At 56.2% G+C, this 22,996-nt stretch carries 20 protein-coding genes; 17 read left to right on the top strand and 3 right to left on the bottom strand.

The window, feature by feature from the left end:
- Positions 1-59 precede the first annotated feature (59 nt).
- From ycfP to J5069_RS06440, 3 genes are all read left to right on the top strand, one after another.
- A complete protein-coding gene (gene ycfP / locus J5069_RS06450) occupies positions 60-602 on the top strand; it encodes an alpha/beta hydrolase YcfP (RefSeq protein WP_264643059.1) in 543 nt (180 codons plus the stop codon).
- Positions 603-901: 299 nt separating this feature from the next.
- Complete coding sequence (locus J5069_RS06445; RefSeq protein ID WP_264643058.1) at positions 902-2,209, top strand: NAD(P)/FAD-dependent oxidoreductase; 1,308 nt, start codon at positions 902-904, stop codon at positions 2,207-2,209.
- Positions 2,210-2,538: 329 nt separating this feature from the next.
- The gene (locus J5069_RS06440; protein WP_264643057.1) at positions 2,539-3,078 is read left to right on the top strand and encodes a glycine zipper 2TM domain-containing protein; all 540 of its coding nucleotides are present in this window, start codon (positions 2,539-2,541) and stop codon (positions 3,076-3,078) included.
- A gap of 41 nt (positions 3,079-3,119) precedes the next feature.
- Here the strand turns inward: J5069_RS06440 and yegD are convergent, their stop codons facing one another.
- Positions 3,120-4,472, bottom strand: a complete 1,353-nt coding sequence (gene yegD / locus J5069_RS06435; protein WP_264643056.1) for a molecular chaperone — start codon at positions 4,470-4,472, stop codon at positions 3,120-3,122.
- A gap of 118 nt (positions 4,473-4,590) precedes the next feature.
- Positions 4,591-5,382 (bottom strand): helix-turn-helix transcriptional regulator, encoded by a 792-nt coding sequence (locus J5069_RS06430; protein ID WP_264643750.1) that lies wholly within the window; start codon positions 5,380-5,382, stop codon positions 4,591-4,593.
- Between the two features lie 98 nt (positions 5,383-5,480).
- On the opposite strand from J5069_RS06430, the gene J5069_RS06425 reads away from it, so the two are divergent.
- Both J5069_RS06425 and J5069_RS06420 read left to right on the top strand, forming a co-directional pair.
- Positions 5,481-6,923, top strand: coding sequence for an MFS transporter (locus J5069_RS06425; protein ID WP_264643055.1), 1,443 nt, complete (start codon positions 5,481-5,483; stop codon positions 6,921-6,923).
- A gap of 134 nt (positions 6,924-7,057) precedes the next feature.
- Positions 7,058-7,471, top strand: coding sequence for a GNAT family N-acetyltransferase (locus tag J5069_RS06420; protein ID WP_264643054.1), 414 nt, complete (start codon positions 7,058-7,060; stop codon positions 7,469-7,471).
- Positions 7,472-7,700: 229 nt separating this feature from the next.
- Here J5069_RS06420 and mfd read toward each other — a convergent pair whose 3' ends face one another.
- Positions 7,701-11,150 carry a transcription-repair coupling factor gene (gene mfd / locus J5069_RS06415; RefSeq protein WP_264643053.1) on the bottom strand — a complete coding sequence of 1,150 codons (3,450 nt, stop codon included), beginning with the start codon at positions 11,148-11,150 and terminating at the stop codon, positions 7,701-7,703.
- Positions 11,151-11,286: 136 nt separating this feature from the next.
- Here mfd and lolC point away from each other — a divergent pair, with 136 nt between their 5' ends.
- From lolC to J5069_RS06355, 12 genes are all read left to right on the top strand, one after another.
- Positions 11,287-12,489, top strand: coding sequence for a lipoprotein-releasing ABC transporter permease subunit LolC (gene lolC / locus J5069_RS06410; protein WP_264643052.1), 1,203 nt, complete (start codon positions 11,287-11,289; stop codon positions 12,487-12,489).
- Positions 12,482-13,189 carry a lipoprotein-releasing ABC transporter ATP-binding protein LolD gene (gene lolD / locus J5069_RS06405; protein ID WP_264643051.1) on the top strand — a complete coding sequence of 236 codons (708 nt, stop codon included), beginning with the start codon at positions 12,482-12,484 and terminating at the stop codon, positions 13,187-13,189. Before lolC ends, lolD begins: the two co-directional genes overlap by 8 nt.
- A complete protein-coding gene (gene lolE, locus J5069_RS06400) occupies positions 13,186-14,433 on the top strand; it encodes a lipoprotein-releasing ABC transporter permease subunit LolE (RefSeq protein WP_264643050.1) in 1,248 nt (415 codons plus the stop codon). The genes lolD and lolE overlap by 4 nt, the downstream gene beginning before the upstream one ends.
- A gap of 34 nt (positions 14,434-14,467) precedes the next feature.
- Positions 14,468-15,382, top strand: coding sequence for an N-acetylglucosamine kinase (gene nagK / locus J5069_RS06395; protein WP_264643049.1), 915 nt, complete (start codon positions 14,468-14,470; stop codon positions 15,380-15,382).
- A gap of 206 nt (positions 15,383-15,588) precedes the next feature.
- Positions 15,589-16,419 (top strand): Sir2 family NAD+-dependent deacetylase, encoded by an 831-nt coding sequence (gene cobB / locus J5069_RS06390; protein WP_264643048.1) that lies wholly within the window; start codon positions 15,589-15,591, stop codon positions 16,417-16,419.
- 124 nt (positions 16,420-16,543) lie between these two features.
- Positions 16,544-17,560, top strand: a complete 1,017-nt coding sequence (btuC, locus tag J5069_RS06385; protein ID WP_264643749.1) for a vitamin B12 ABC transporter permease BtuC — start codon at positions 16,544-16,546, stop codon at positions 17,558-17,560.
- Positions 17,561-17,583: 23 nt separating this feature from the next.
- Complete coding sequence (locus J5069_RS06380) at positions 17,584-18,135, top strand: glutathione peroxidase (RefSeq protein WP_264643047.1); 552 nt, start codon at positions 17,584-17,586, stop codon at positions 18,133-18,135.
- The gene (gene btuD / locus J5069_RS06375; protein ID WP_413542202.1) at positions 18,136-18,927 is read left to right on the top strand and encodes a vitamin B12 ABC transporter ATP-binding protein BtuD; all 792 of its coding nucleotides are present in this window, start codon (positions 18,136-18,138) and stop codon (positions 18,925-18,927) included. It abuts the gene before it with no gap.
- A 132-nt stretch (positions 18,928-19,059) separates the two neighbouring features.
- Positions 19,060-19,527 (top strand): NlpC/P60 family protein, encoded by a 468-nt coding sequence (locus J5069_RS06370; protein WP_264643046.1) that lies wholly within the window; start codon positions 19,060-19,062, stop codon positions 19,525-19,527.
- Positions 19,528-19,584: 57 nt separating this feature from the next.
- A complete protein-coding gene (locus tag J5069_RS06365) occupies positions 19,585-20,601 on the top strand; it encodes a lipoate--protein ligase A (RefSeq protein ID WP_264643045.1) in 1,017 nt (338 codons plus the stop codon).
- Positions 20,602-20,728: 127 nt separating this feature from the next.
- On the top strand, positions 20,729-21,454 hold the full coding sequence (locus tag J5069_RS06360) for an EAL domain-containing protein (protein WP_264643044.1): 726 nt from the start codon (positions 20,729-20,731) through the stop codon (positions 21,452-21,454).
- A gap of 89 nt (positions 21,455-21,543) precedes the next feature.
- The gene (locus tag J5069_RS06355; protein ID WP_264643043.1) at positions 21,544-22,995 is read left to right on the top strand and encodes a protein adenylyltransferase SelO; all 1,452 of its coding nucleotides are present in this window, start codon (positions 21,544-21,546) and stop codon (positions 22,993-22,995) included.
- The last annotated feature ends 1 nt before the right edge of the window (position 22,996 follow it).

Raw genomic sequence — 22,996 nt, 5'->3', positions numbered from 1 at the left:
TTGCTTGCCGTGATGGCGGCGACGTTTCGCGTTGGCTGTAACCGGAGGATGAAGTTCAAATGATTATCTACTTGCATGGCTTTGATTCCACTAGCCCCGGCAACCATGAAAAAGTGTTGCAGTTGCAGTTTATTGACCAGGACGTTGAGCTGCTGAGCTACAGTACGCTTCATCCCCGGCATGATATGCAACATTTGCTCAAACAAGTCGACAAGCTGATTCAGCGTGCACAGGATGAGCGCCCGCTGATTTGCGGTGTAGGGCTGGGCGGCTTTTGGGCCGAACGTATCGGCTTTTTGTGTGATATTCGCCAGGTCATTTTTAATCCAAACCTGTTCCCGCAAGAGAATATGGCGGGAAAAATCGACAGACCCGAAGAGTATGCAGATATTGCCACCAAGTGTGTCGCCAATTTCCGTGAGAAGAATCGCGATCGCTGTCTGACCGTGCTGTCGCGCAACGATGAAATGCTGGATAGCCAGCGCAGCGCCGCGCTGCTGGGATCGTTCTACGAAGTGATTTGGGACGATATCCAGACGCATAAATTCAAGAGTATCTCGCCGCACCTTCAACGCATTAAGGCGTTCAAAACGCTCGGTTAATCGACAACAATCCTCTCCATTTTTCCCTGTCACGGCGTTTGACGTTCCTCGTCCAACGCCGTGTGTCCTATACTTCTATCACCCGTTGCAAAATAATTTGATGAATTCAAAAGGAAAATTTTAGCTGCGAATCAAGTGGATAAAAAATAAATTGATATATATCAATTTTGGTATGACCAAATGACCTGGCGTGCTATTCTTCCCACAGATTTAGCATTTAACTTATGAGAACCCTATGTAATATAAGGATATTATTTTTTACGCCTTATTAACTATTGGTTCACAATCAGGGGGTCGTTTTGACATCAGCACTCAAAAAAATTGTTATTGTCGGCGGTGGAGCCGGCGGTTTGGAATTAGCCACCAGCCTGGGTCATAAGCTGGGGCGCAAAAGCAAAGCTGAGATCACCTTGGTCGATCGTAATCAAAGTCATTTATGGAAACCGTTGCTGCACGAAGTGGCCACCGGATCGATGGATGATGACATTGACGCGCTGAGCTACCTGGCGCATGCACGCAACCATGGCTTCCATTTTCAGTTAGGCACGCTGATGAATATCGATCGTGAAAGCCAGTGCATTCGACTGGCCGAAATCGATAATGAGCAGGGTGAAATGCTGGTGGCTGAACGTTCGCTGCCTTACGACATTTTGGTGATCGCGCTGGGCAGTATCTCCAACGATTTCGGTACCGCAGGCGTCAAGGACAACTGCATTTTTCTCGACAGCCCCAAACAGGCGCGCCGTTTCCACAATGAAATGCTCAACCTGTTCCTGAAATTCACCTCAAACGCTAACGACGACAAGGAAAAGGTCAACATTGCCATCGTTGGCGGCGGCGCGACCGGGGTAGAACTTTCCGCAGAACTGCATAATGCGGTGAAGCAACTGCACAGCTACGGCTTTGACGGGCTGGACAATCAGGCGTTGAACGTGACGCTGGTGGAAGCCGGTGAGCGCATTTTGCCTGCGTTGCCGCCGCGCATTTCTGCCGCTGCACATCAGGAGTTGACCAATATCGGTGTGCGCGTTCTGACCAAAACGCTGGTCACGGAAGCGAAGCCCGGCGGTTTACACACCAAAGAGGGTGAGTTTATCGAAGCCGATTTGATGGTGTGGGCCGCAGGGATCAAAGCTCCGGATGCCATGAAAGAGATTGCCGGTCTGGAAACCAACCGCATCAACCAACTGGTGGTGGAACCGACGCTGCAAACTACGCGCGATGCAAACATCTATGCCATCGGTGACTGTGCCTCGTGCCTGCAACCGAGCGGCAGCGTTGTGCCGCCGCGCGCCCAGGCGGCGCACCAGATGGCGACGCGCTGCTATCACAATATCCTCGCCCAGCTTAACGGTCAGGCGTTGAAGCCTTATGTCTATAAGGATCACGGATCGCTGGTGTCGCTGTCCAAATTCAGCACCGTCGGCAGCCTGATGGGTAACCTGATGCGCGGGTCGGTGATGGTGGAAGGGCGCATTGCGCGCGTGGTGTATATTTCACTGTACCGTATGCACCAGATTGCCTTGCACGGCTACACCAAGACCGGGTTGATGATGCTGGTGGGTGGCATTAACCGTGTGATTCGTCCGCGTCTGAAACTGCATTAACAGACCGGGTGCTACGACGTGCTGCCTGTCAGGGCGGCACGTTGTGCTGACGGGCCTTGCATCGCAGTCTTTTTACTCTCAGAACAACATCTCGCCTTAACGCCAATTCCCCCTAAGAAAAATCCCAAATAACCGCATTTTATTAACATATCTACGCTTTTGGTTAACTAATCCGATTGTCAGCTTTTCTCTTCGAATGCACACTTTCGCCAGTGATCAACGAAACAACGCACGCTGCAATGGCTGACACCGACGTTAAGGGCATTGTCCCCTGGCGCTCAGGGATACAGCGGATAAAGCAGGTGCGGGTAGTCATTCAGGAGGTTTCTGTGAATAAATCCATGTTAGCGGGGGTGGGTATTGGTGTGGCTGCTGCTTTAGGCGTAGCGGCGGTAGCCAGCATGGAGGTTTTTTCAACCGAGCCGCAGTTTGCCCAGGTTATCTCGGCAACACCGATTAAAGAAACGGTGAAAACGCCGCGTCAGGAGTGCCGTGATGTCAGCGTGACCCACCGTCGTCCGGTGCAAGATGAGAATCGTCTGGCGGGGTCGGTGCTCGGCGCAGTGGCCGGTGGCGTATTGGGCCATCAGGTCGGCGGGGGCCGAGGAAAGGATATTGCCACGGTTGCGGGCGCGTTGGCGGGCGGGTATGCAGGTAATCAGGTTCAGGGCCATATGCAGAACAATGATACCTACAGCACGACGCAACAGCGTTGTCAGACGGTATATGACAAATCGCAGAAAGTGCTGGGCTATGACGTCACCTACAAAATTGGCGCGCAGCAAGGCAAGATCCGTATGGATCGCGATCCCGGCACCCAAATCCCGTTGGACAGAAATGGGCAACTGGTGCTGAATCAAAAGGCATAAGTGGCAATCTGACACGCCCGTCAGGGCGTGTCAGTCACCGCTTAACGCTGAAACAGCAATTCTGCCCAGCGCGCCAATCCGGCGGTGACGGAACCAAAATCATCGCCGCTGGCGATTGCCACATCAGGCAATGTCTGTTGTACCGCCAGACGCAACTGCGGCGAGCGCGCACTGCCGCCGGTCAGATAAACCACGTCGGGGCGTGTTCCGCTGTCCTCCAGCGCCTGGCGAATCTGGGTTTGAATCTGCGATACGGGCTGAGCGATAGCCTGCACCATCTCTTCGGCAGAGACGCGTGTTGCCAGCGCGGTTTCGATAAACGCCAGCGCAGCGTCGGTGATGGGCGCATCGGATAAGGCAATTTTGCAGGCTTCCGCTTGCTGCACCAACCGATAGCTCAAACGCTGCTGCCAGACGTTCAACAGGCGTTTGATCTGCGCGGGTTCACGCGCATCGCGGATCATCTCGTTAATCAGCGTGCGGGTCGCATTGTGGTAAAACGCACTCTGCGCCGGCACATCGTTAATCGCGACCGCGTTCCACCAGGGCAGAGTCGGCAGGGCAATGCCTTTTTCCGTCATGCCATTCATACCGAGCAGCGGCATAAACTGTTTGAAGGCCAGTTGGATATCGAGGTCGTTGCCGCCGGTGCGGCACCCGCTGTGTCCCAGCAGACTGTCGTGGCGCTCTTGCTTGCGGTGCCACGCAGGCCCCATCAGCAGCATCGAGCAGTCGGTGGTACCGCCGCCGATGTCGACCACCAGTACCCGGGTTTCCTGCTGTAGCGTTGCTTCGAAATCCAGCCCGGCGGCAACCGGCTCAAACTGAAACGCGATATCACGGAACCCGGCGCGCGTTGCGGCACGTTCAAGAATGTCCTGCGCTTGCTTATCCGCAGCGTCGCCACCGATACTTTGGAAATGGATAGGCCGACCAATCACCGCCTGGGTGATGGCATCTCCCGCGTGCCGCTCCGCCTGCTGGCGAATATGCAGCATCATGGCGCACACCAGATCTTCAAAAAAGGCGATCTGCTGCGCTTTTAGCCCTACCGCACCTAAAAACGACTTCGGGGATTTCACGAACCACACTTCTTGCGGATCGTCCATATAACGCGCCAGCGCCGCTTGTCCAAAGTGTACGCTGTGAGATTCAACGGCAATATCTTCATCGCGGTTATAGCTGATGGCGCGCCGCAGCAGCTGCGCATTTTCGCCTTGAGCGTCTACCTGATGATGACGCCACAACCACTCGCTGACGGCTTCACGCGTGGGCGCGCACAGCATAGACGAGAGATAGGGAGAGTTGTTTTCCAGTGGCAACAGGCGTGGCGTGCCATTTTGCATTAGTGCAACGGAACAGTTCGCCGTGCCGTAGTCAAAGCCGATAAACATGTTATCTCCCCCGGTAATAAGAAAAAGGCGGGGATTTTACTGCGTGCGAAGCGGCTTGTATAGAGGGATACCTTTTTCAGAGTCCCTGGCGAGGATAAATCTGTCTGTGTGCGATCGCCTAAGACGCGCTGGCAGCGCGTGCATAAACCACCAACCGCAGGTGCCGGTCCTCATCCACCGTCAACGAGGTGTGCTCGAAGGGGGAGGGCTGGCCGTCGATCACCAGCTTGCGCACGCCGCTACAGGAGGCATGAACGTCGTGCTGCCGCCACCACGCCCTGAACTCCGGCGACACCCGCTCCAGTTCATCCACCAGTTGGTGAATATCGGCTTCCTGCGTACCGCGAGTGAAGTCGCGGCGAAAGCTCGATAGCATCAGGGGCGCTTGTTGTTCCCAATCGTCTATGCGTTGATGCAGCAACGGATCGGTGAACAGCAACCACAGTAAGTTGCGCCGTTCGGGCGCGTGCTTGCCAAAGCCGAAAAGCCTATCGGCTTCGGCATTAAAGCCCAGTACGTCCCAACGCAGGTTGAGCACGAAGGCTGGATGCGGCAGGTCGTGCATCAGGCGTCGCACCAATGGAGGCAGCACGCACCAGGTTTTTCCCGGTTCTGCGGGCGGGCGTTGGTGGGCCAACAGATACAGGTGCCTGCGCTGGGCCGCGTCCAGTTTAAGCACCCGCGCCAGATTATCGAGAAAGCTGGCCGACACCCCGATGTCGCGCCCTTGTTCCAACCAGGTGTACCAGGTCAGGCCAACGCCAGCGAGTGCGGCGACCTCTTCGCGCCGCAGTCCCGGCGTGCGACGTCGGTTGCCACTGGGCAGCCCTACCTCGGCTGGCGTAAGACGCTCACGGAGCGTGCGCAGGAAAGCCGCCAGATCGGGGCGGGTTCGTTCCAGAGTTCGCATCATTTACCTCGTTGCTTTTAGTAATAGCATAATGTGTTAAATTGTAATCGTTTAAAAAGAATTTGAGAATGTTCGCTTCTTTACTCTGGAAACGCAATATGAACTCAAATTCTTGCTGTACGCTGTCGTCCGAGCGCGCCGTCAGTGCTCCACCGTGGCTAGGGTTATCCGTGCTGCTGCTCGCCGGTTTCATGACCATCTTCGATCTGTTCGTGGTCAACGTGGCGATTCCCAGCATGCAAACCGGGCTGGGTGCGAGCTTTGCGCAGGTCGGTTTTATCGTGGCTGGATACGAGTTGGCCTTCGGTGTCTTGCTCATCACCGGTGGGCGGCTGGGGGACCTATTTGGTCGCCGCCGACTGTTCATCGTCGGCATGGCGAGTTTCACCCTGACATCGGTGCTGTGCGGACTGGCACCCAGCGCCAACTTTTTGATCGGCGCACGGGTGTTACAAGGTTTGGCCGCCGCCTTGCTGTTCCCCCAGGTCTATGCGTCCATTCGCGTCAACTTCGGCGGAGATGACAGCCGCCGTGCCTTCGGCCTGCTGGGGATGACGCTCGGTCTGTCCGCGATTGCGGGCCAGGTGCTGGGTGGCTGGATGGTATATGCCGATCTGCTCGGGCTGGGCTGGCGCAGCATCTTTCTTATCAATGTGCCCATGGGTCTGTTTGCCCTCGCCGCTGCGCGCTGTATTCCAGAAACTCGCGCGCCACAGCGCTCAGACTTGGACGGGACGGGGATGGTGTTGAGCAGTGCGGGGTTGACACTGTTGCTGGTGGCGCTGATCGAGGGGCCCGCACAAGGCTGGCCGGGGTGGAGTTTCTGGTCGATGAGTGCGGCAATGGTGCTGTTTGCACTGTTTTATCGGCAGCAAGAGTGGCGGCGGATGCGCGGCGGAATCCCTCTGGTCGACATGCAGTTGCTATCGCAACGCCGTTTTGCGTTGGGGGCTGCGCTGGTGTTGCTGGTCTACTCGACGTCGAGCTCCTTCTTTTTGTGCTTCGCGTTGCTGATGCAAACCGGCCTGGGTCTCGATCCCTTGGTGGCGGGCAGCATCTTTGCACCCTGTAGCCTGGGTTTTATCTTGGCGTCGCTGGCAGCCCCGAGGCTGGTGGCACGCGTTGGCATGCGAGCGATCGTGGTGGGGGCGTTGGTCTATGCGCTCTCCATCGGCGGGCTGATCGTGCAGGTGAGGATGGGCGGGGCGGAGTTGGTCGCTGTGCGGTTGATTCCCGTGCTGGTGGTGGTCGGTGCCGGTCAGGGTTTCATCATGACGCCATTGCTGAATGTGGTGCTGGGCTTTGTCGCTGAAACGCAGGCTGGTATGGCGTCAGGGGTAGTCTCAACGGTGCAACAAGTGGGCGCGGCGCTGGGCGTGGCGGTGGTCGGCCTCCTGTTTGCTAAGGCGCTGACCACCGATGATGGCGTGATAGTGCAGGCAGGCCAGTACGCCGATGCCTTTGTGGCGGGGATGTTCTATAACCTGGGTGCGGCCATGCTGGTCTATGTGTTATTGCTGCTGCTGGCTAGAGCACGGTAGTGCTGTGTATTGAATCCTATTAAAAATTCAGAGAGTACTTGGTATTTTATATTTATTTCAGTATTGGATAGTTTTATGTCGATAAGATTAATGCAGTGAGTTACGTGAGCTATTTTCAACCACAAGGGGGACCGATGAATTACCTATTACACTGCACACCTGATGAAAATGAAGAGAAACAGATACTTGATGGCTTATGGAAATATAATGACCATTTTGCACCTGTCAATATTCAACCATTAAGAGTCACGGTTAATGATGTATCAGGCAATATAAAGGGTGGGATAATAGCCAGAACATGGTGGGGCGGATTAGACATTCAATATCTGTGGGTTGCGGCTGAGTATCAAAAAAACGGCGTCGGGCGAGAGTTGATGCTAATGGCGGAGGGGGAAGCGATAAAGAGAGACTGCCATTTTTCTTATGTTGACACCTTCAGTTTTCAGGCCCGCGGGTTTTATATAAAACTGGGTTATTCAGAATATGGCAGTCTGGATGGTTTTTATCTGAAATTTTCAAGGCATTATCTTATGAAGCCACTTCGCTAATAGAAAATATCACGCCTTCTCAATATATCTTCACGCACGGTATATTACAGAGCACACTCACTTTTTAATAAATTTGATATCTATAATAGAGCTCAATAACATGCAATCTATGTTGATCCAGGGCGAGTTTTAGCCTTGGCGCTTATTCCTGGGGGTTACCGTTTGGTTACACCCTATTCAACCCCGTACACAGTGGTGGCTAAGAGATACTAGCCACCACTGTGTGAGCTTATGCCGCCAAGGTATGCTGGGCCATGTCACTCAGAAGTCCAGTGATGAAATCGACACGCTGCGGTCTTTCGCTGAGGTCTTTAATGAATTTCAAACGGGTAGGGCCATCCAAACGATAGACGCGAGGATCGCGCTGTAACAGGCCAATCAGATGCGCAGGATCGACCCGATTATGGGCGCCGAACTCGATAAATCCGCCTTTTTCGTTACCCTCGATACGTTTGATACCCAGCGATTGTGCGCGCTGGCGCAGCGCGGCAATCTGCAACAGATGGCGCGTGGCATCCGGCAGGGTGCCAAAGCGATCGATAAGCTCCACTTTCAGTTCTTCCAGCGCGTTATCATCCTTGGCGCTGGCAATGCGCTTGTAGAACGACAAACGGGTATTGACGTCAGGGATAAAGGCCTCCGGCAGCAGGGACGGCAGGCGTAATTCCACCTCGGTCTGGCTGCTGATCAGATCTTCCAAAGAGGGCTCGCGCCCGGCTTTGAGCGCATCGACCGCGCTTTCCAACAGCTCCATATAGAGCGAAAAACCGACGGTGGTCATTTGCCCACTTTGATCTTCGCCAAGCAGTTCACCCGCACCGCGAATCTCCAAATCATGGGTTGCCAGCGCAAAGCCTGCGCCCAGATCTTCCAATGACGCGATGGCTTCCAGCCGTTTATGTGCATCGGTGCTCATCGCCTTCGGGTTCGGCGTCAGCAGATAGGCATAGGCCTGATGGTGTGAGCGGCCGACGCGGCCGCGCAGTTGGTGCAACTGAGCCAGACCGAAATGGTCGGCGCGCTCAATGATGATGGTATTGGCGCTGGGAATATCGATGCCGGTCTCAATAATGGTGGTGCACACCAGCACGTTAAAGCGTTGATGGTGGAAATCGCTCATCACGCGCTCCAGATCCCGTTCGCGCATTTGGCCGTGACCAATCGCGATGCGCGCTTCAGGCACCAACTCCGTCAGGCGCTGAGCGGCTTTCTCGATATTTTCGACGTCGTTGTAGAGGTAATACACCTGTCCACCGCGCAGAATTTCACGCAGCATCGCTTCGCGCACCAACAAACTATCATACTCGCGTACAAAGGTTTTTACTGCCAGGCGGCGCGCGGGCGGTGTGGCGATAATCGAAAGATCGCGCATTCCGCTCATCGCCATATTCAGGGTGCGCGGGATCGGCGTGGCGGTCAGCGTCAGGATATCCACGTCGGCACGCATCGCTTTGATACGCTCTTTGTGGCGCACGCCAAAGCGGTGCTCTTCATCCACAATCAGCAGCCCAAGGTCGCGCCAGTGCACGTCACTTTGCAGCAGTTTGTGGGTGCCGATCAGAATATCCACCTTGCCTTCCTGCGTTTGTTCCAGCACCTGCGTCTGTTCTTTGGCGCTACGGAAGCGGGAGAGCATTTCGATACGGATAGGCCAGTTGGCAAAGCGATCGCGGAAATTGTCGTAATGCTGTTGTGCCAGCAGGGTGGTCGGCACCAGCACCGCCACCTGTTTGTGGTTTTCCACGGCGAGAAACGCGGCGCGCATCGCGACTTCAGTTTTGCCGAAGCCGACATCACCGCACACCAGGCGGTCCATTGCCAGCGGTTGGCACATGTCGCTCAGCACGGCATTGATGGCTTGCGCCTGATCCGGCGTGGTTTCGAACGGGAAGCCTTCGCAGAAGAGTTGGTATTGCTCACGATCGTGCTTAAAGGCAAAGCCGCTTTTCGCTGCGCGCTGCGCGTAGATATCCAGCAGTTCGGCTGCCACATCACGCACTTTCTCCGCCGCTTTCTGTCGCGCGCGTGACCAGGCATCGCCGCCCAGTTTGTGCAACGGCGCGTTGTCATCCGCGCCACCGGAATAACGGCTGATGAGGTGCAGTGACGAAACCGGGACGTAGAGTTTATCTTCCCCGGCGTAGGTCAGGATCATGTACTCGGCCATGATGCCGCCCGCTTCCAGCGTCGTGAGGCCGACATAACGCCCGACGCCGTGCTCCAGATGCACCACCGGTTGGCCCGGATGCAGTTCGGCCAGATTGCGGATCAGCGTATCGGTATTAATGGTGCGTCGGCTGTCCTGGCGTCGACGTGCAACGCGTTCGCCGAGCAGATCGCTTTCACAAATCAACGCGCGCTGGCGCATTGTGTCGATAAAACCGTGCTCGCTGGCACCGATAATCAGGTAAGCGCCGGGCTTGTCCGCCTGATCCAACCGGGTAATCGGCGTTGGTGCCAGTTTGATGCGTGCCAGTAATTCCTGAAGGGTTTCGCGGCGCCCTTCGCTTTCAACGGAAAAGATAACCTGTCCGGAAAAGCCTTCCAAAAAACGCCGTAGCGCATCCAGCGGTGCTTTGTGCTGGTGCTGGATGGCAATGTCTGGCAGCGTTTGGTAACCCAGGTTGCGGTGCGCCGCTTTTTCCGTCAGCGTCTCTTTGCTGAGCTGTACGCGCGGCCAGGCTTTCAGTTCGCTGAACAATGCATCGACACGCAGCCACAAGGATTCCGGCGCTAACAGCGGGCGCATTGGGTCTACACGACGGCTTTCAAAGCGCTGTTGAATGTCGGCCCAAAAACGGGTGGCGCTCGCTTCAAGATCGCCGGTGTTGACCAGCAGCGTATTGCTGGGGAGATAGCTAAACAGCGTGCTGAGCGGTTGTTCAAAAAACAGCGGCTGCCAATATTCGATACCGGCGGGCCAGGTGCCTTTGCTGACCTGCTGATAAATATGCTCGGCATCGCGACGCACTTCAAAGGTTTCGCGCCACTGGCTGCGAAAGCGTTCGATGGCATTTTTATCGGTAGGAAATTCGTGCGCAGGCAGCAGGCTAATCTGTGCCACTTCGTGCAGCGTGCGCTGGCTATCGACATCAAATACGCGCAGGCTGTCTACGTCATCGTCAAAAAAATCGATGCGGTAGGGCTCCTCACTGCCCATGGGAAACAGATCCAGCAGCGCACCGCGCGTGGCGAACTCCCCGTGCTCCATCACCTGATCGACACTGCGATAGCCCGCTTGCTCCAACTGCGCGCGCAGTTTATCGCGCGACAGGCGTTGCCCTTTTTTTACCATCAATGCATGACCGTGCAGGAAGGTGTGCGGGCAAACCAACTGCATCAGCGTATTGACCGGTAACACCAGCACGCCGCGCGTCATCTCCGGGAGGTGATACAGCGTGGAGAGGCGCGCCGAGATGATCTCCTGATGCGGCGAGAAGCTGTCGTAAGGCAGCGTCTCCCAGTCAGACAGCGTGGTGACCGGATGCGCTGTAAACTGCTGAAGTTCATCGCGTAGCCGCAGCGCGTTTTGCATATCGGGTGCGATAAGCACCACCGGTCCGGCGTGGCGTTCAATGATGTCGGCACACTCGACGGCGCAGGCTGCGCCGGTTAGCTGACCCAACAGACGTTGTTCACCCGATTTAACGGGCAGAGCATAGCGATTTTTTTCAGGCATATTCCGAATATCTGGTGTTGCCCCGTTCCAGCATAAGAAAAAGCAGTGTAGAAAGCGGGGTAGGGTTCCATAAAGTGATATGACCCTTTATTATCCTTGATCACTTTGCTTTAGCAACCTTATCCAGACGGATTTCATGTATCAACCTGTCGCTTTATTTATTGGCCTGCGTTATATGCGTGGGCGAGCATCGGATCGCTTCGGGCGATTTGTCTCCTGGTTATCGGCCATTGGCATCACGTTAGGCGTAATGGCACTGGTGACCGTATTGTCGGTGATGAACGGATTTGAACGGGAGCTTGAGGAAAGCATCCTGGGGCTGATGCCGCAAGCAGTGGTGACCACGGCAAATGGTTCACTCGATCCGCAGGCGTTGCCCGCATCGTCGCTGAGTAGCTTACAGGGCGTGACGCGCATTGCCCCTATCACCACGGGCGAAGTGGTGTTGCAGAGCGCGCGCAGCGTGGCGGTGGGCGTGATGCTCGGCATTAATCCCGACGAGCCTGAGCCCTTGTCACGTTATTTGAAAAATACCGCGCTCACCCAACTCCAGCCGGGTGAATATCAGGTGATCCTTGGCGAGCAGTTGGCCTCGCAGCTTGGGGTTAAACGCGGTGAACAACTGCGTATTATGGTTACTGGTGCCAGCCAGCTCACGCCGATGGGTCGCATTCCCAGCCAGCGCTTGTTTACCGTGGCGGGCACCTTTGCTGCGGGCAGCGAAGTGGATGGTTACCAGATGCTGGTCAATCAGCAGGATGCGTCGCGTCTGATGCGTTACCCGACCGGGCACATTACCGGCTGGCGTTTGTGGCTGGAAAACCCGTTGGATATTGTGGCGTTCAGTGCGCAGTCGGTGCCACAAGGGCTGGTGATGAAGGATTGGCGCGAGCGTAAGGGCGAGCTGTTTCAGGCCGTTCGCATGGAAAAAAACATGATGGGGCTGTTGTTAAGCCTGATCGTCGCCGTCGCGGCGTTCAATATCATTACGTCGTTGGGGTTGTTGGTGATGGAAAAGCAGGGTGAGGTCGCCATTTTGCAAACGCAGGGGCTGACTCAACGCCAGATCATGGCGGTGTTTATGGTGCAGGGCGGAAGCGCCGGGGTGGTGGGTGCCTTGTTGGGTGCAGTGCTCGGTACGCTACTGGCCAGCCAGCTCAATACCCTGATCCCGGCATTGGGATTGTTGTTGGATGGTGCCGCGCTGCCGGTTCATATTGATGCTGTGCAGGTGGTGACCATCGCGTTGGTGGCGATGATCGTCGCACTGCTCTCTACCCTTTATCCTTCCTGGCGCGCCGCCGCCGTTCATCCCGCCGAGGCTTTACGCTATGAATGATTCCCTGTTGCTGCAATGTAATGACCTGTGCAAAACCTATCAGGAAGGAAAACTGTCCACCGAGGTGCTGCGTCATGTGACATTCAGCATGCAAGCCGGTGAAATGATGGCGATTGTCGGCAGCTCCGGGTCGGGGAAAAGTACCCTGTTGCACCTGCTGGGCGGGCTGGATGCGCCCACCACGGGCGATGTTATCTTCAAAGGAGAGGCGCTCAGCGGGCTCTCTGCCGCCGCCAAATCGGCGCTGCGCAACCGCGAACTGGGCTTTATCTACCAGTTTCACCATTTACTGCCGGATTTCACCGCGTTGGAAAACGTGGCAATGCCACTGCTGATTGGCAACACGCCGCCCGCGCAGGCGCAGGATCAGGCGCGCGCCATGCTGGCCGCCGTGGGACTGGATGCACGGCGCGAGCACCGCTCCAGCGAATTGTCCGGCGGGGAGCGTCAGCGCGTGGCCATCGCCCGCGCGCTGGTGAATAGCCCATCGCTGGTGTTGGCGGACGAGCCTACGGGTAACCTCGATCAGCGCACGGCGGATACCATTTTTGAACTGCTGGGTGAATTAAACGTGCGTCAGGGCACGGCGTTTCTGGTGGTGACTCACGATTTGTCGCTGGCAGCGCGTTTGCGTCGCCAATTGGAAATGCGTGACGGGCAACTTCAGCAAGAGTTAACCCTGATGGGAGCCGCGCAATGAGTTTTCCCCCGCTTTCCCTGCTGATTGGGCTGCGTTTTAGCCGGGGCCGTCGGCGCGGTGGCATGGTTTCCCTGATCTCGGTGATTTCTACCATCGGTATTGCGCTCGGGGTGGCGGTGCTGATCGTTGGCCTCAGCGCCATGAACGGTTTCGAACGTGAATTGAAAAATCGTATTCTGGCGGTGGTGCCCCATGGTGAAATGGAACCGGTCAATCCGCCGTTCACCGGTTGGCAGGGGATGTTGCCCAACATTGAGCAGGTGCCTGGTATCGTTGCCGCTGCGCCTTATGTGCATTTCACCGGGCTGCTGGAAAGCGGTGCCAGACTGCGCGCGATACAGATGAAAGGCGTCGATCCACAACAGGAACAACGCCTCAGCACCTTGCCAACGTTTGTGGCAGGAAACGCGTGGGCCAATTTTAAGGCCGGCGAGCAGCAGGTTATTCTCGGGAAGGGCGTCGCGCAGGCGCTTGAGGTAAAAACCGGGGATTGGGTGACAGTGATGATCCCCAACAGCGATCCGCAAATGAAACTGTTGCAGCCAAAACGCATTCGCCTGCACGTGAGCGGTATTCTGCAACTCAGCGGGCAACTTGATCACAGTCTGGCGTTGATCCCGCTGGCTGACGCCCAGCAGTATCTGGACATGGGTGATGATGTCAGCGGCATTGCCATCAAGGTCGATGACGTATTTGCCGCCAGCAAACTGGTGCGCGATGCCGGGAAAGTGACTGACACCTATATCTTTATCCATGACTGGATTGGCACCTACGGCTACATGTACCGCGACATCCAGATGATTCGGACTATCATGTATTTAGCGATGGTACTGGTGATTGGCGTGGCCTGTTTTAACATTGTTTCCACGCTGGTGATGGCGGTGAAAGACAAAAGCAGTGATATCGCCGTATTGCGCACCCTGGGGGCGAGCGACAGACTGATCCGCGCCATTTTTATCTGGTACGGTTTGCTGGCTGGCCTGCTCGGCTGCGTGATCGGTGCAGTGATTGGCGTGGTGGCAACGCTGCAACTGAGTGCGATTATTCGCGGGATCGAATCGCTGACCGGACACCATTTTCTGTCGGGCGATATCTATTTCATCGATTTCCTGCCGTCAGAATTGCACATGACGGATGTGGTGCTGGTGCTGCTCACTGCCGTGGCGTTGAGCTTGCTCGCCAGTTGGTATCCGGCGCGGCGTGCCAGCCGTATTGAGCCCGCTCGCGTGTTAAGCGGGCAGTAATCGCGCAACCTATTCAGCCACAGAGGAGTGAGCCATGTATTATGGTTTTGACCTGGGCGGCAGTAAGATTGAAGTCGGCGTCTTTGATGCGGACATGAAGTCCGTGTGGCAAAAACGCGTGCCTACGCCGCGTAATGACTACGATGCGTTGCTGGCGGCCTTTGTTGCGCTCACGCAGGAAGCCGATGCGCTGAGCGGAAAAACCGGGACGGTCGGCGTCGGTATTCCCGGTATGCGCGACGGGGATGATGGCGCGCTGTTTACCGCTAACCTGCCTGCAACCATGGGAAAACCGCTACAGGCCGATTTACAACGCTTGTTACAGCGCGACGTGCGCATGACCAACGATGCCAACTGTTTTGCGCTTTCGGAAGCCTGGGAGGGGGAATTTCGTCAGTACCCTGTGGTGTTGGGGCTGATCCTTGGCACTGGCGTCGGTGGCGGTCTGGTGATTAACGGCGAAGTGATTGATGGGCGCAACGGCATTACCGGCGAGTTCGGCCATTTCCGGTTACCGGTGGACGCGCTGGATATCATGGGTGAGGATATTCCCCGGGTCAAATGCGGCTGTGGTCAGTCGGGCTGTATTGAAAACTATATTTCTGGCCGGGGTTTTGAGTGGCTTTATGCGCACACCTACGGCGAGAGTCTCAATGCGGTCACCATTATTCGCCATTATCGGGCGGGTGAGACAAACGCGTTGGCGCACGTCGATCGCTATATGAGCGTGCTGGCGGCCTGCGTGGGGAATCTGTTGACGATGTTTGACCCACACCTGCTGGTATTGGGCGGCGGTTTGTCTAATTTTGACGAGATCTATCAGTTTCTCCCGGCGCGGTTGCCTGAGTATTTGCTGCCGGTGGCGCGCTTACCGCGCATTGAGAAGGCGCGCTACGGCGATGCCGGCGGCGTTCGGGGCGCGGCCCTGCTGCACTTTTCTTCGCAGTAACTTTTTTAGCAGTAAACGTTTCTTGGCAATCCAGTAAGCAGCATTATATACCCTAAATAATTCGAGTTGCAGGAAGGCGGCAAGTGAGTGAGTCCCGATGAGCTTACTCAGGTAAGTGATTCGGGTGAGCGAATGCAGCCAACGCACCTGCAGCTTGAAGTATGACGGGTATAGACACTTTCTACCCAGCTAGCACAGGAGCAGACATGCATACGCGTCAACGGATGATCCGGTTTCATCAAGGAAAGCGACTGCGTCAGCAGCGTCTGCGTTCACGTATTTTCCATAAGGATTATCTGGCGGTGAATGAATCAAAAAGCCCGCGCGTGGTGGTTCTGACCGGCGCCGGGATTTCAGCGGAATCCGGCATTCGCACCTTTCGTGCGGCGGATGGTCTGTGGGAAGAGCACCGGGTGGAGGATGTCGCCACGCCGGAAGGGTTTCAACGCGATCCGCAATTGGTGCAAGCGTTTTACAACGCGCGCCGTAAGCAGTTGCAGCAGCCAGAGGTGGTACCCAATGCGGCGCACCTGGCGTTAGCCAATCTTGAGGCGGCGCTCGGGGATAACTTCCTGTTGGTGACGCAAAATATTGATAATTTGCATGAGCGTGCGGGCAGCCAGCGGGTTGTCCATATGCACGGCGAATTGCTCAAAGTGCGCTGTTGCCAGAGCGGGCAGGTTATCGAGTGGACCGGTGATATTGCTGCCGATGAACGCTGCCACTGTTGCCAGTTTCCCGCGCCGCTGCGTCCGCACGTGGTGTGGTTCGGGGAAATGCCCCTTGGCATGGAGCGCATCTATCAGGCGCTGGCGCAAGCCGATTATTTCATCGCCATCGGGACTTCCGGCCATGTCTATCCGGCCGCAGGGTTCGTTCATGAAGCGCACACCCATGGCGCTTACACCATCGAACTGAATCTCGAGCCGAGTCAGGTAGAGAGCCAGTTTGATGAAAAAATCTACGGCGCGGCGACGGCGGTGGTGCCTGAGTTTGTCGGTGCCTGGCTGACGGGGCGGCGTAAAGTGGCGTTTTAATCGCTACCAGGCATCCTGAATGCCTGAACGAGATGAACGGCGTGCAGTGACGCTACACGACATGGCGGTCGAGTTAAGCAGAGTTGAGTTTGCGGGGTGTGACCGCAGGGTACAGGATAGCGTTATGCAGTCATTGAACAAGGGATACTCGCTGTTGCGTTTGCGCCAGCGCTATCACGACCGTCAACGCATCGTGGTGTTGGCGCTACTGGCGGCGGTGACCGTGATCATCGGGTTATGTGCTGGCGATCGTTGGGTAATGCCCTGGGCGTGGTGGGATGACGCCGAGCGCGTTTTCATCTGGCAGTTGCGCTTACCGAGAATGCTGGCTGTTATGCTGGTAGGGGCGAGCCTGGCGATGTCAGGGGCCGTGATGCAGGCCATTTTCGATAATCCGCTGGCAGAACCGGGCTTGCTGGGCGTTGCTAATGGCGCGGGCGTGGCGCTGGTGCTTGGCGTACTGCTGGGGCAGGGGTTGCAGCCCGTTTGGGTACTGAGCGTCGGCGCTATCGTGGGTGCGCTCGCCACCACATTCTTGCTATTACACTTTGCCCGACGTCATATCTCCAACGCGCGTTTGCTGCTGATTGGCGTGGCGCTGGGGATTGTATGCAGCGCGGTGATGACCTGGGCGGTCTATTTCAGCACCAGTCTGGATCTACGCCAACTGATGTATTGGATGCTGGGCGGATTCAGCGGCGTTGACTGGCGCTACGGGTGGTTGATGGTGGCGTTGCTGCCTTGTCTGGCGTGGTTAAGCCGCCAGGGACAGACGCTCAACCGTCTTTCGCTGGGTGAGATTCAGGCGCGGCAGTTGGGGATCTCCGTTTACCGCTGGCGTAACCTTTTGGTGCTGGTCGTGGGCATACTGGTGGGGATTAGCGTTGCGCTGGCCGGTGTTATCGGGTTTGTCGGGCTGATTGTACCCCATGCGCTGCGCCTGATCGGGTTGACCGATCAACGTTACTTACTGACGGGCTGCGGGCTGGCGGGTGCCATGACGCTGTCACTCTCTGACACCATGGCGCGCGTGGTGATCCCCTCGGCCGAGTTGCCCATCGGTGTGATCACCGCGACGCTCGGCGCACCGTTATTTATCTGGCTGCTGCTGCGCCAGCGTAATCCGGTAAATGTAACCTAATGACGTACAACAGGAAGGTGACTATGAGTAACGACATCTATGCAATCCCGCTGACCACCATCAACGGCGAAGCGACCACCTTTGGCGCTTATCAGGGACAGGTCGCACTGATTGTTAATGTGGCTTCCAAGTGCGGTTTAACCAAACAGTACGATGCGTTGGAAAAACTGTATGAAAGCTATCGCGAGCGCGGCTTTGTGGTACTGGGTTTTCCTTCCAATGAGTTCGCCGGACAAGAACCCGGCAGCGACGACGAGATCCAGGAATTTTGCCGTGCCACCTTTGGCGTACAGTTCCCGATGTTCAGCAAGATTGAGGTGAATGGCGAACAACGCCATCCTCTGTACCGTCACCTGATTGCCGCACAGCCTAAAGCCAAGGGAAATCTGCTCAGCGGTTTCTACGAACGGTTACTCAATAAAGGCCGTGCGCCCAAGCATCCTGAAGATATTCTGTGGAATTTTGAAAAATTCCTGATCGGGCGCAATGGTCAGGTGATCCAGCGTTTCTCTCCCGATATCGCCCCGGATGACAAAATGATTGTTAACGCCATTGATGCTGCGGTGGCCGAGTAATTGTTGACGCAAGAGTTGAAGCATCACGTTCCCTGCGCGCTGCGTCTGACCCACGTTGCCTGCGGGCGGCGTTTACAGCCCGTCAGCGTCAGCGCCTATGCCGGTCGCTTGATTCACGTGGTTGGGCCCAATGGTTCTGGAAAAAGCACCTTGCTGGCACGGGTTTCCGGGCTGCTGGAAGGTGAAGGGCGCGTAGAACTGGACGGCATGCCGATTGCCGATTTGTCTGCGCGAGACCTGGCGCTGCGTCGCGCTTATCTGTCTCAGCAGCAAAGCCCGGGGGCGCTGATGCCCGTGTTCCAATATCTGGCGTTACACCAGCCGAGGCAGGTCAGCGTGATGGCGGTCGATGAAGTGGTCGCCCAGATCGCCACGCGCCTGATGTTAACGGATAAATTGACGCGGCCGTTGACGGAACTCTCCGGCGGCGAGTGGCAGCGTGTACGCCTTGCCGCCGTATTCTTGCAGGTGTGGCCTTCGCTTAATCCGCATGCCCGCCTGTTGGTGCTGGATGAGCCCGCCACCGGTTTGGACGTGGCGCAACGTGTCGCGCTTGATGCCATGCTGAAAGTGTTGTGTCAGGCTGGGTTGATTGTGCTGGCCAGCGCCCACGACTTGAATCACAGCCTACAGCAGGCTGATGATATCTGGTTGATTTCAAAAGGTAAGCTGATTGATGCTGGCGATGCGGCAGAGGTCATGCAGCCTGAACGACTGGCACCGGTTTTTGGCATTGATTTCCAACGTCATCGCGTGGGCGAGAGCGACTGGCTGGTGCCGGTGTCCGAGTAACCGGTCATTTACCGCATCAGACTTGCCAAGACAGTGAAATCAACGCTAAATTAGGCAGCAATATCATTCTGATAGCGTGACATTCCCCGCAGGACGCGGTGAACACGAACCGATACTCGCAGGATACCGCAGATGCGCTTGATTCAGGGGTTGCTGATCGCAAGTTTGTTTTTGGTTGGGTGCAGCAGCCATCGCGCGCCGCCGCCCAATCCGCGTCTGGGCGACTCCATCATGGTAATAAGCCAACTTAATGAACAGCTCACGCAGTGGCGTGGCACGCCGTATCGCTATGGCGGGCTGGATCAGCGCGGCATCGATTGCTCTGGCTTTGTCTATTTAACCTTTCGCGATCGTTTCGGTATGCAACTGCCGCGCACCACCGAAGCGCAAACGGAATTGGGCTCCCGCATTGACCGGGACGATCTGTTGCCGGGCGATTTGGTGTTTTTCAAAACCGGCAGCGGCAGCAGCGGATTGCATGTGGGTATTTATGATAAAGACGATCAGTTTATTCACGCCTCGACCAGCCAGGGTGTAATGCGATCGTCATTGGATAACGTCTACTGGAAGCGGGCCTACTGGCAGGCGCGCCGAATCTGATTCCACTCTGAAATAGCGGCTGCCGCTGCCGGCAGGCCGTTTGCGCATGGAGCCTCAATGTCATCACTCCGTTTATTGCTGTCTGACTCTTACGATCCCTGGTTTAATCTGGCCGTCGAAGAGTGCATCTTTCGCCAAATGTCACCCACGCAGCACGTGCTGTTCCTCTGGCGCAATGCGGAAACCGTGGTGATTGGTCGGGCGCAAAACCCGTGGAAAGAGTGCAATACCCGCAAGATGGAGGCAGACGGCATCAAACTTGCACGCCGCAGCAGCGGTGGTGGTGCCGTTTTTCACGATTTGGGCAACACCTGCTTTACCTTTATGGCCGGAAAGCCGGGCTACGATAAAAGCGTTTCTACCGCCATCATTCTCGATGCGCTGGCCGCGCTGGGCGTTACGGCTTCGGCTTCAGGGCGGAACGATCTGGTGGTGGCGACCGCAGAGGGCGAACGTAAGGTTTCGGGGTCTGCCTACCGCGAAACCAAGGATCGCGGCTTTCATCACGGTACGCTGTTGCTCAATGCCGATCTTTCGCGTTTGGCAAATTACCTCAACCCGGATGTGAAGAAATTGCAGGCCAAAGGCATCACCTCAGTACGCTCCCGCGTTGCCAACCTGGTGGAACTGTTGCCGACGGTCGATCACGCGCAAGTGTGTGAGGCGGTGCGTGACGCATTTTTTGCCTATTACGCGGACAGTTGCACCGCGGAGCACATTTCACCCGAGCAAATGCCCGATCTCCCCGGCTTTCGCGAACAATTTGCCAAGCAAAGCAGTTGGGAATGGAATTTTGGTCAGGCACCGGATTTTACCCATATGCTGGATACGCGCTTTCCCTGGGGTGGCATTGAACTGCATATGGATGTCGATCGCGGTGTCATTACGCGCAGCCAGCTGTTTACGGACAGTCTTAATCCCGCGCCGTTAGAGGCGCTGGCGCAGGCCTTGCAGGGTCGCCCATACCGTGTGCCCGATATCATCGCGGCGGGTGAAGCGCTGTTTGAACAATTTCCTGAACAGCAGCCCGAACTGCAACAGGTGCACCAATGGCTGGCGGAGAATATCCGCTAAAGCAGGATAATCGTTAACAGCGTGACATCACTGTAAGGGGAGCATCAGGATAACGAAAAAGGGATTGTTGAGCGCTCATCGTTGGCGCTAGAGTGATATTGCACGCTTATCGCCGCAGATCTCGATCATGAAAATCACGTTAGACATTGACTACGAAAGTGAATACCTGTTCTGGCCTATTTATAGTCGGGATGAACGGCTATTGGCCTTGGAAATGACAGGTTGTTTCAATAGTGCGGATGGCAAACTCACCGTGCCGGGCGATATCCTGATGAGTATGTTGACCACGGCGCAAAAACTGACGTTGCTGGATGAACAAATCGATATCATTCAACGCAAAGCGGAGTGGCTCAAACTGCACCGGTTTTTGCTGGTGTGGCGCATTGAGAAACATTGCGCCGAACTGCTGATGGCATCGATTCCACGCCGCAACGCGATCCGTGCGTTACCCTTTGTCCATCTGGAAATTAACGAGGCGTTTCCTCACCTCGGCGAAGGTAAAGGAAACCGGGGGATCACCGAACTCAGTAATATGTTTCCCTTGTGGCTGGATAACTTCGGCTCTGGCAAGGTAAATCTCAAAGCGTTCCATGATGGCTTGCTGAGCTATGTGAAAATCGATCCTAAACTGGTGTGGGACATTCTTTCGCGTCCGGCCCCCGACCTGATCATGGACCCGTTGCTTAACGTGATGAAAAGCCACCAGCGGGGCCTAGGGGTGATTGCTAAAGGGATTGATACGCTCGATCATCTGAAAAAAGTGCATCACCTCAACGTGGATGCGATACAAGGCAAGCTGTGGCCCGCCATCCCGCTGCATGCGTTGGAACGGGAGCTGACTCCGGCCGCCTAAACCTGTACCCCTGCATTTACTCCGTGTTTATTTCCCCGTTGACGTTCTACACTCAAGGTTGACAGACGCAGTAGAGTGATAGAACGACGATGACACAGGGACTACGATTTACCCACCACTACCATGACGCCTTGCCCGGATGCTACACGGCGCTTTCACCCACACCGTTACAGGGTGCTCGCCTGCTGTATCACAGCGCGCAACTGGCGGAGCAGTTGGCGGTGCCTGCCAGTTGGTTTCAGCCTGAACACATTGATATCTGGCAAGGTAAGACGCTGCTGCCCGGTATGCTGCCGCTGGCGCAGGTTTATAGCGGCCATCAGTTTGGCACATGGGCCGGACAACTGGGCGATGGGCGGGGCATTTTGCTGGGTGAGCAACGGCTGGCAAACGGCACTGGCATGGAGTGGCACCTGAAAGGAGCGGGGTTGACACCCTATTCGCGCATGGGCGACGGTCGCGCGGTGCTGCGATCGGTGATTCGCGAATTTCTCGCGTCAGAAGCACTGCATCATCTGGGCATTCCTACTACGCGCGCCTTGGCGATCGTTACCAGCGATGAACCCGTTCAGCGCGAACGGCAGGAGCGGGGCGCGATGCTGATGCGCGTTGCCGAAAGCCATCTGCGTTTCGGCCATTTTGAGCATTTTTATTATGCGCGTCAGCCGGAGCAGGTGAAAAAACTGGCTGATTTCGCCATCACACACCACTGGCCGCAGTGGCAGCACGACGAACAGCGCTACTCGCTGTGGTTTACCGATGTTGTCGAACGCACGGCGCGCATGGTCGCCCATTGGCAGGCTGTGGGGTTCGCCCACGGCGTGATGAACACCGACAATATGTCGATCCTGGGCCTGACGTTTGATTATGGTCCCTACGGTTTTATGGATGACTATCAACCTGACTTTGTCTGCAATCACTCCGATTACAACGGTCGTTATGCGTTTGATAACCAGCCTGCGGTGGCGCTGTGGAATTTGCATCGCTTAGCGCAGGCACTCTCGGGGTTGTTGTCGGTGGAATCACTGGAAACCGCACTGGGTTGCTATGAACCGGCCTTGATGGCGCATTTTGGCCAACTGATGCGCGCCAAGCTGGGTTTTTTCGATACCGATGCCAGCGATAACGATCTGCTGGTGGGGTTGCTGAATTTGATGGCGCGTGAGCGCAGCGACTATACCCGCACCTTCCGCCTGCTGAGTGACACCGAAGTGCAGAGCGCCGATTCGCCACTGCGCGACCTGTTTATCGACCGGGTGACGTTTGACGCCTGGTTTCACGACTATCGTGCACGGCTGGCGCTGGAGACGCAGAGCGATGCCCAACGTCAGCGCAGCATGAAAGCAGCCAACCCGAAATATATCCTGCGTAACTATCTGGCGCAGCAGGCGATTGAAGCGGCAGAGCAGGATGATATAGGCCCGCTGTCGCAGTTGCATCAGGCCCTTTCGCGCCCGTATGACGAACAGCCTGAATACCAATCGCTGGCGGCAGCGCCGCCAGCGTGGGGGAAAGCGTTGGAAGTGTCTTGTTCCAGCTAGG

It is taken from the genome of Candidatus Symbiopectobacterium sp. NZEC127 (assembly GCF_025962675.1).
Lineage (GTDB): Bacteria > Pseudomonadota > Gammaproteobacteria > Enterobacterales > Enterobacteriaceae > Symbiopectobacterium.
Note: the sequence above shows the minus strand (reverse complement) of the source record. Positions and strands in the feature narration are given on the sequence as shown.

What these genes read in the sequence shown, in the direction of transcription:
- mfd (WP_264643053.1), bottom strand. Translation starts at nt 11,150, where the DNA reads ATGCCTGAAAAAAATCGCTATGCTCTGCCCGTTAAATCGGGTGAACAA.
- ycfP (WP_264643059.1), top strand. Translation starts at nt 60, where the DNA reads ATGATTATCTACTTGCATGGCTTTGATTCCACTAGCCCCGGCAACCAT.
- J5069_RS06355 (WP_264643043.1), top strand. Translation starts at nt 21,544, where the DNA reads ATGACACAGGGACTACGATTTACCCACCACTACCATGACGCCTTGCCC.
- lolC (WP_264643052.1), top strand. Translation starts at nt 11,287, where the DNA reads ATGTATCAACCTGTCGCTTTATTTATTGGCCTGCGTTATATGCGTGGG.
- J5069_RS06365 (WP_264643045.1), top strand. Translation starts at nt 19,585, where the DNA reads ATGTCATCACTCCGTTTATTGCTGTCTGACTCTTACGATCCCTGGTTT.
- btuC (WP_264643749.1), top strand. Translation starts at nt 16,544, where the DNA reads ATGCAGTCATTGAACAAGGGATACTCGCTGTTGCGTTTGCGCCAGCGC.
- cobB (WP_264643048.1), top strand. Translation starts at nt 15,589, where the DNA reads ATGCATACGCGTCAACGGATGATCCGGTTTCATCAAGGAAAGCGACTG.
- J5069_RS06380 (WP_264643047.1), top strand. Translation starts at nt 17,584, where the DNA reads ATGAGTAACGACATCTATGCAATCCCGCTGACCACCATCAACGGCGAA.
- lolD (WP_264643051.1), top strand. Translation starts at nt 12,482, where the DNA reads ATGAATGATTCCCTGTTGCTGCAATGTAATGACCTGTGCAAAACCTAT.
- J5069_RS06370 (WP_264643046.1), top strand. Translation starts at nt 19,060, where the DNA reads ATGCGCTTGATTCAGGGGTTGCTGATCGCAAGTTTGTTTTTGGTTGGG.
- nagK (WP_264643049.1), top strand. Translation starts at nt 14,468, where the DNA reads ATGTATTATGGTTTTGACCTGGGCGGCAGTAAGATTGAAGTCGGCGTC.
- yegD (WP_264643056.1), bottom strand. Translation starts at nt 4,472, where the DNA reads ATGTTTATCGGCTTTGACTACGGCACGGCGAACTGTTCCGTTGCACTA.
- J5069_RS06425 (WP_264643055.1), top strand. Translation starts at nt 5,481, where the DNA reads ATGAACTCAAATTCTTGCTGTACGCTGTCGTCCGAGCGCGCCGTCAGT.
- lolE (WP_264643050.1), top strand. Translation starts at nt 13,186, where the DNA reads ATGAGTTTTCCCCCGCTTTCCCTGCTGATTGGGCTGCGTTTTAGCCGG.
- J5069_RS06360 (WP_264643044.1), top strand. Translation starts at nt 20,729, where the DNA reads ATGAAAATCACGTTAGACATTGACTACGAAAGTGAATACCTGTTCTGG.
- J5069_RS06420 (WP_264643054.1), top strand. Translation starts at nt 7,058, where the DNA reads ATGAATTACCTATTACACTGCACACCTGATGAAAATGAAGAGAAACAG.
- J5069_RS06430 (WP_264643750.1), bottom strand. Translation starts at nt 5,382, where the DNA reads ATGCGAACTCTGGAACGAACCCGCCCCGATCTGGCGGCTTTCCTGCGC.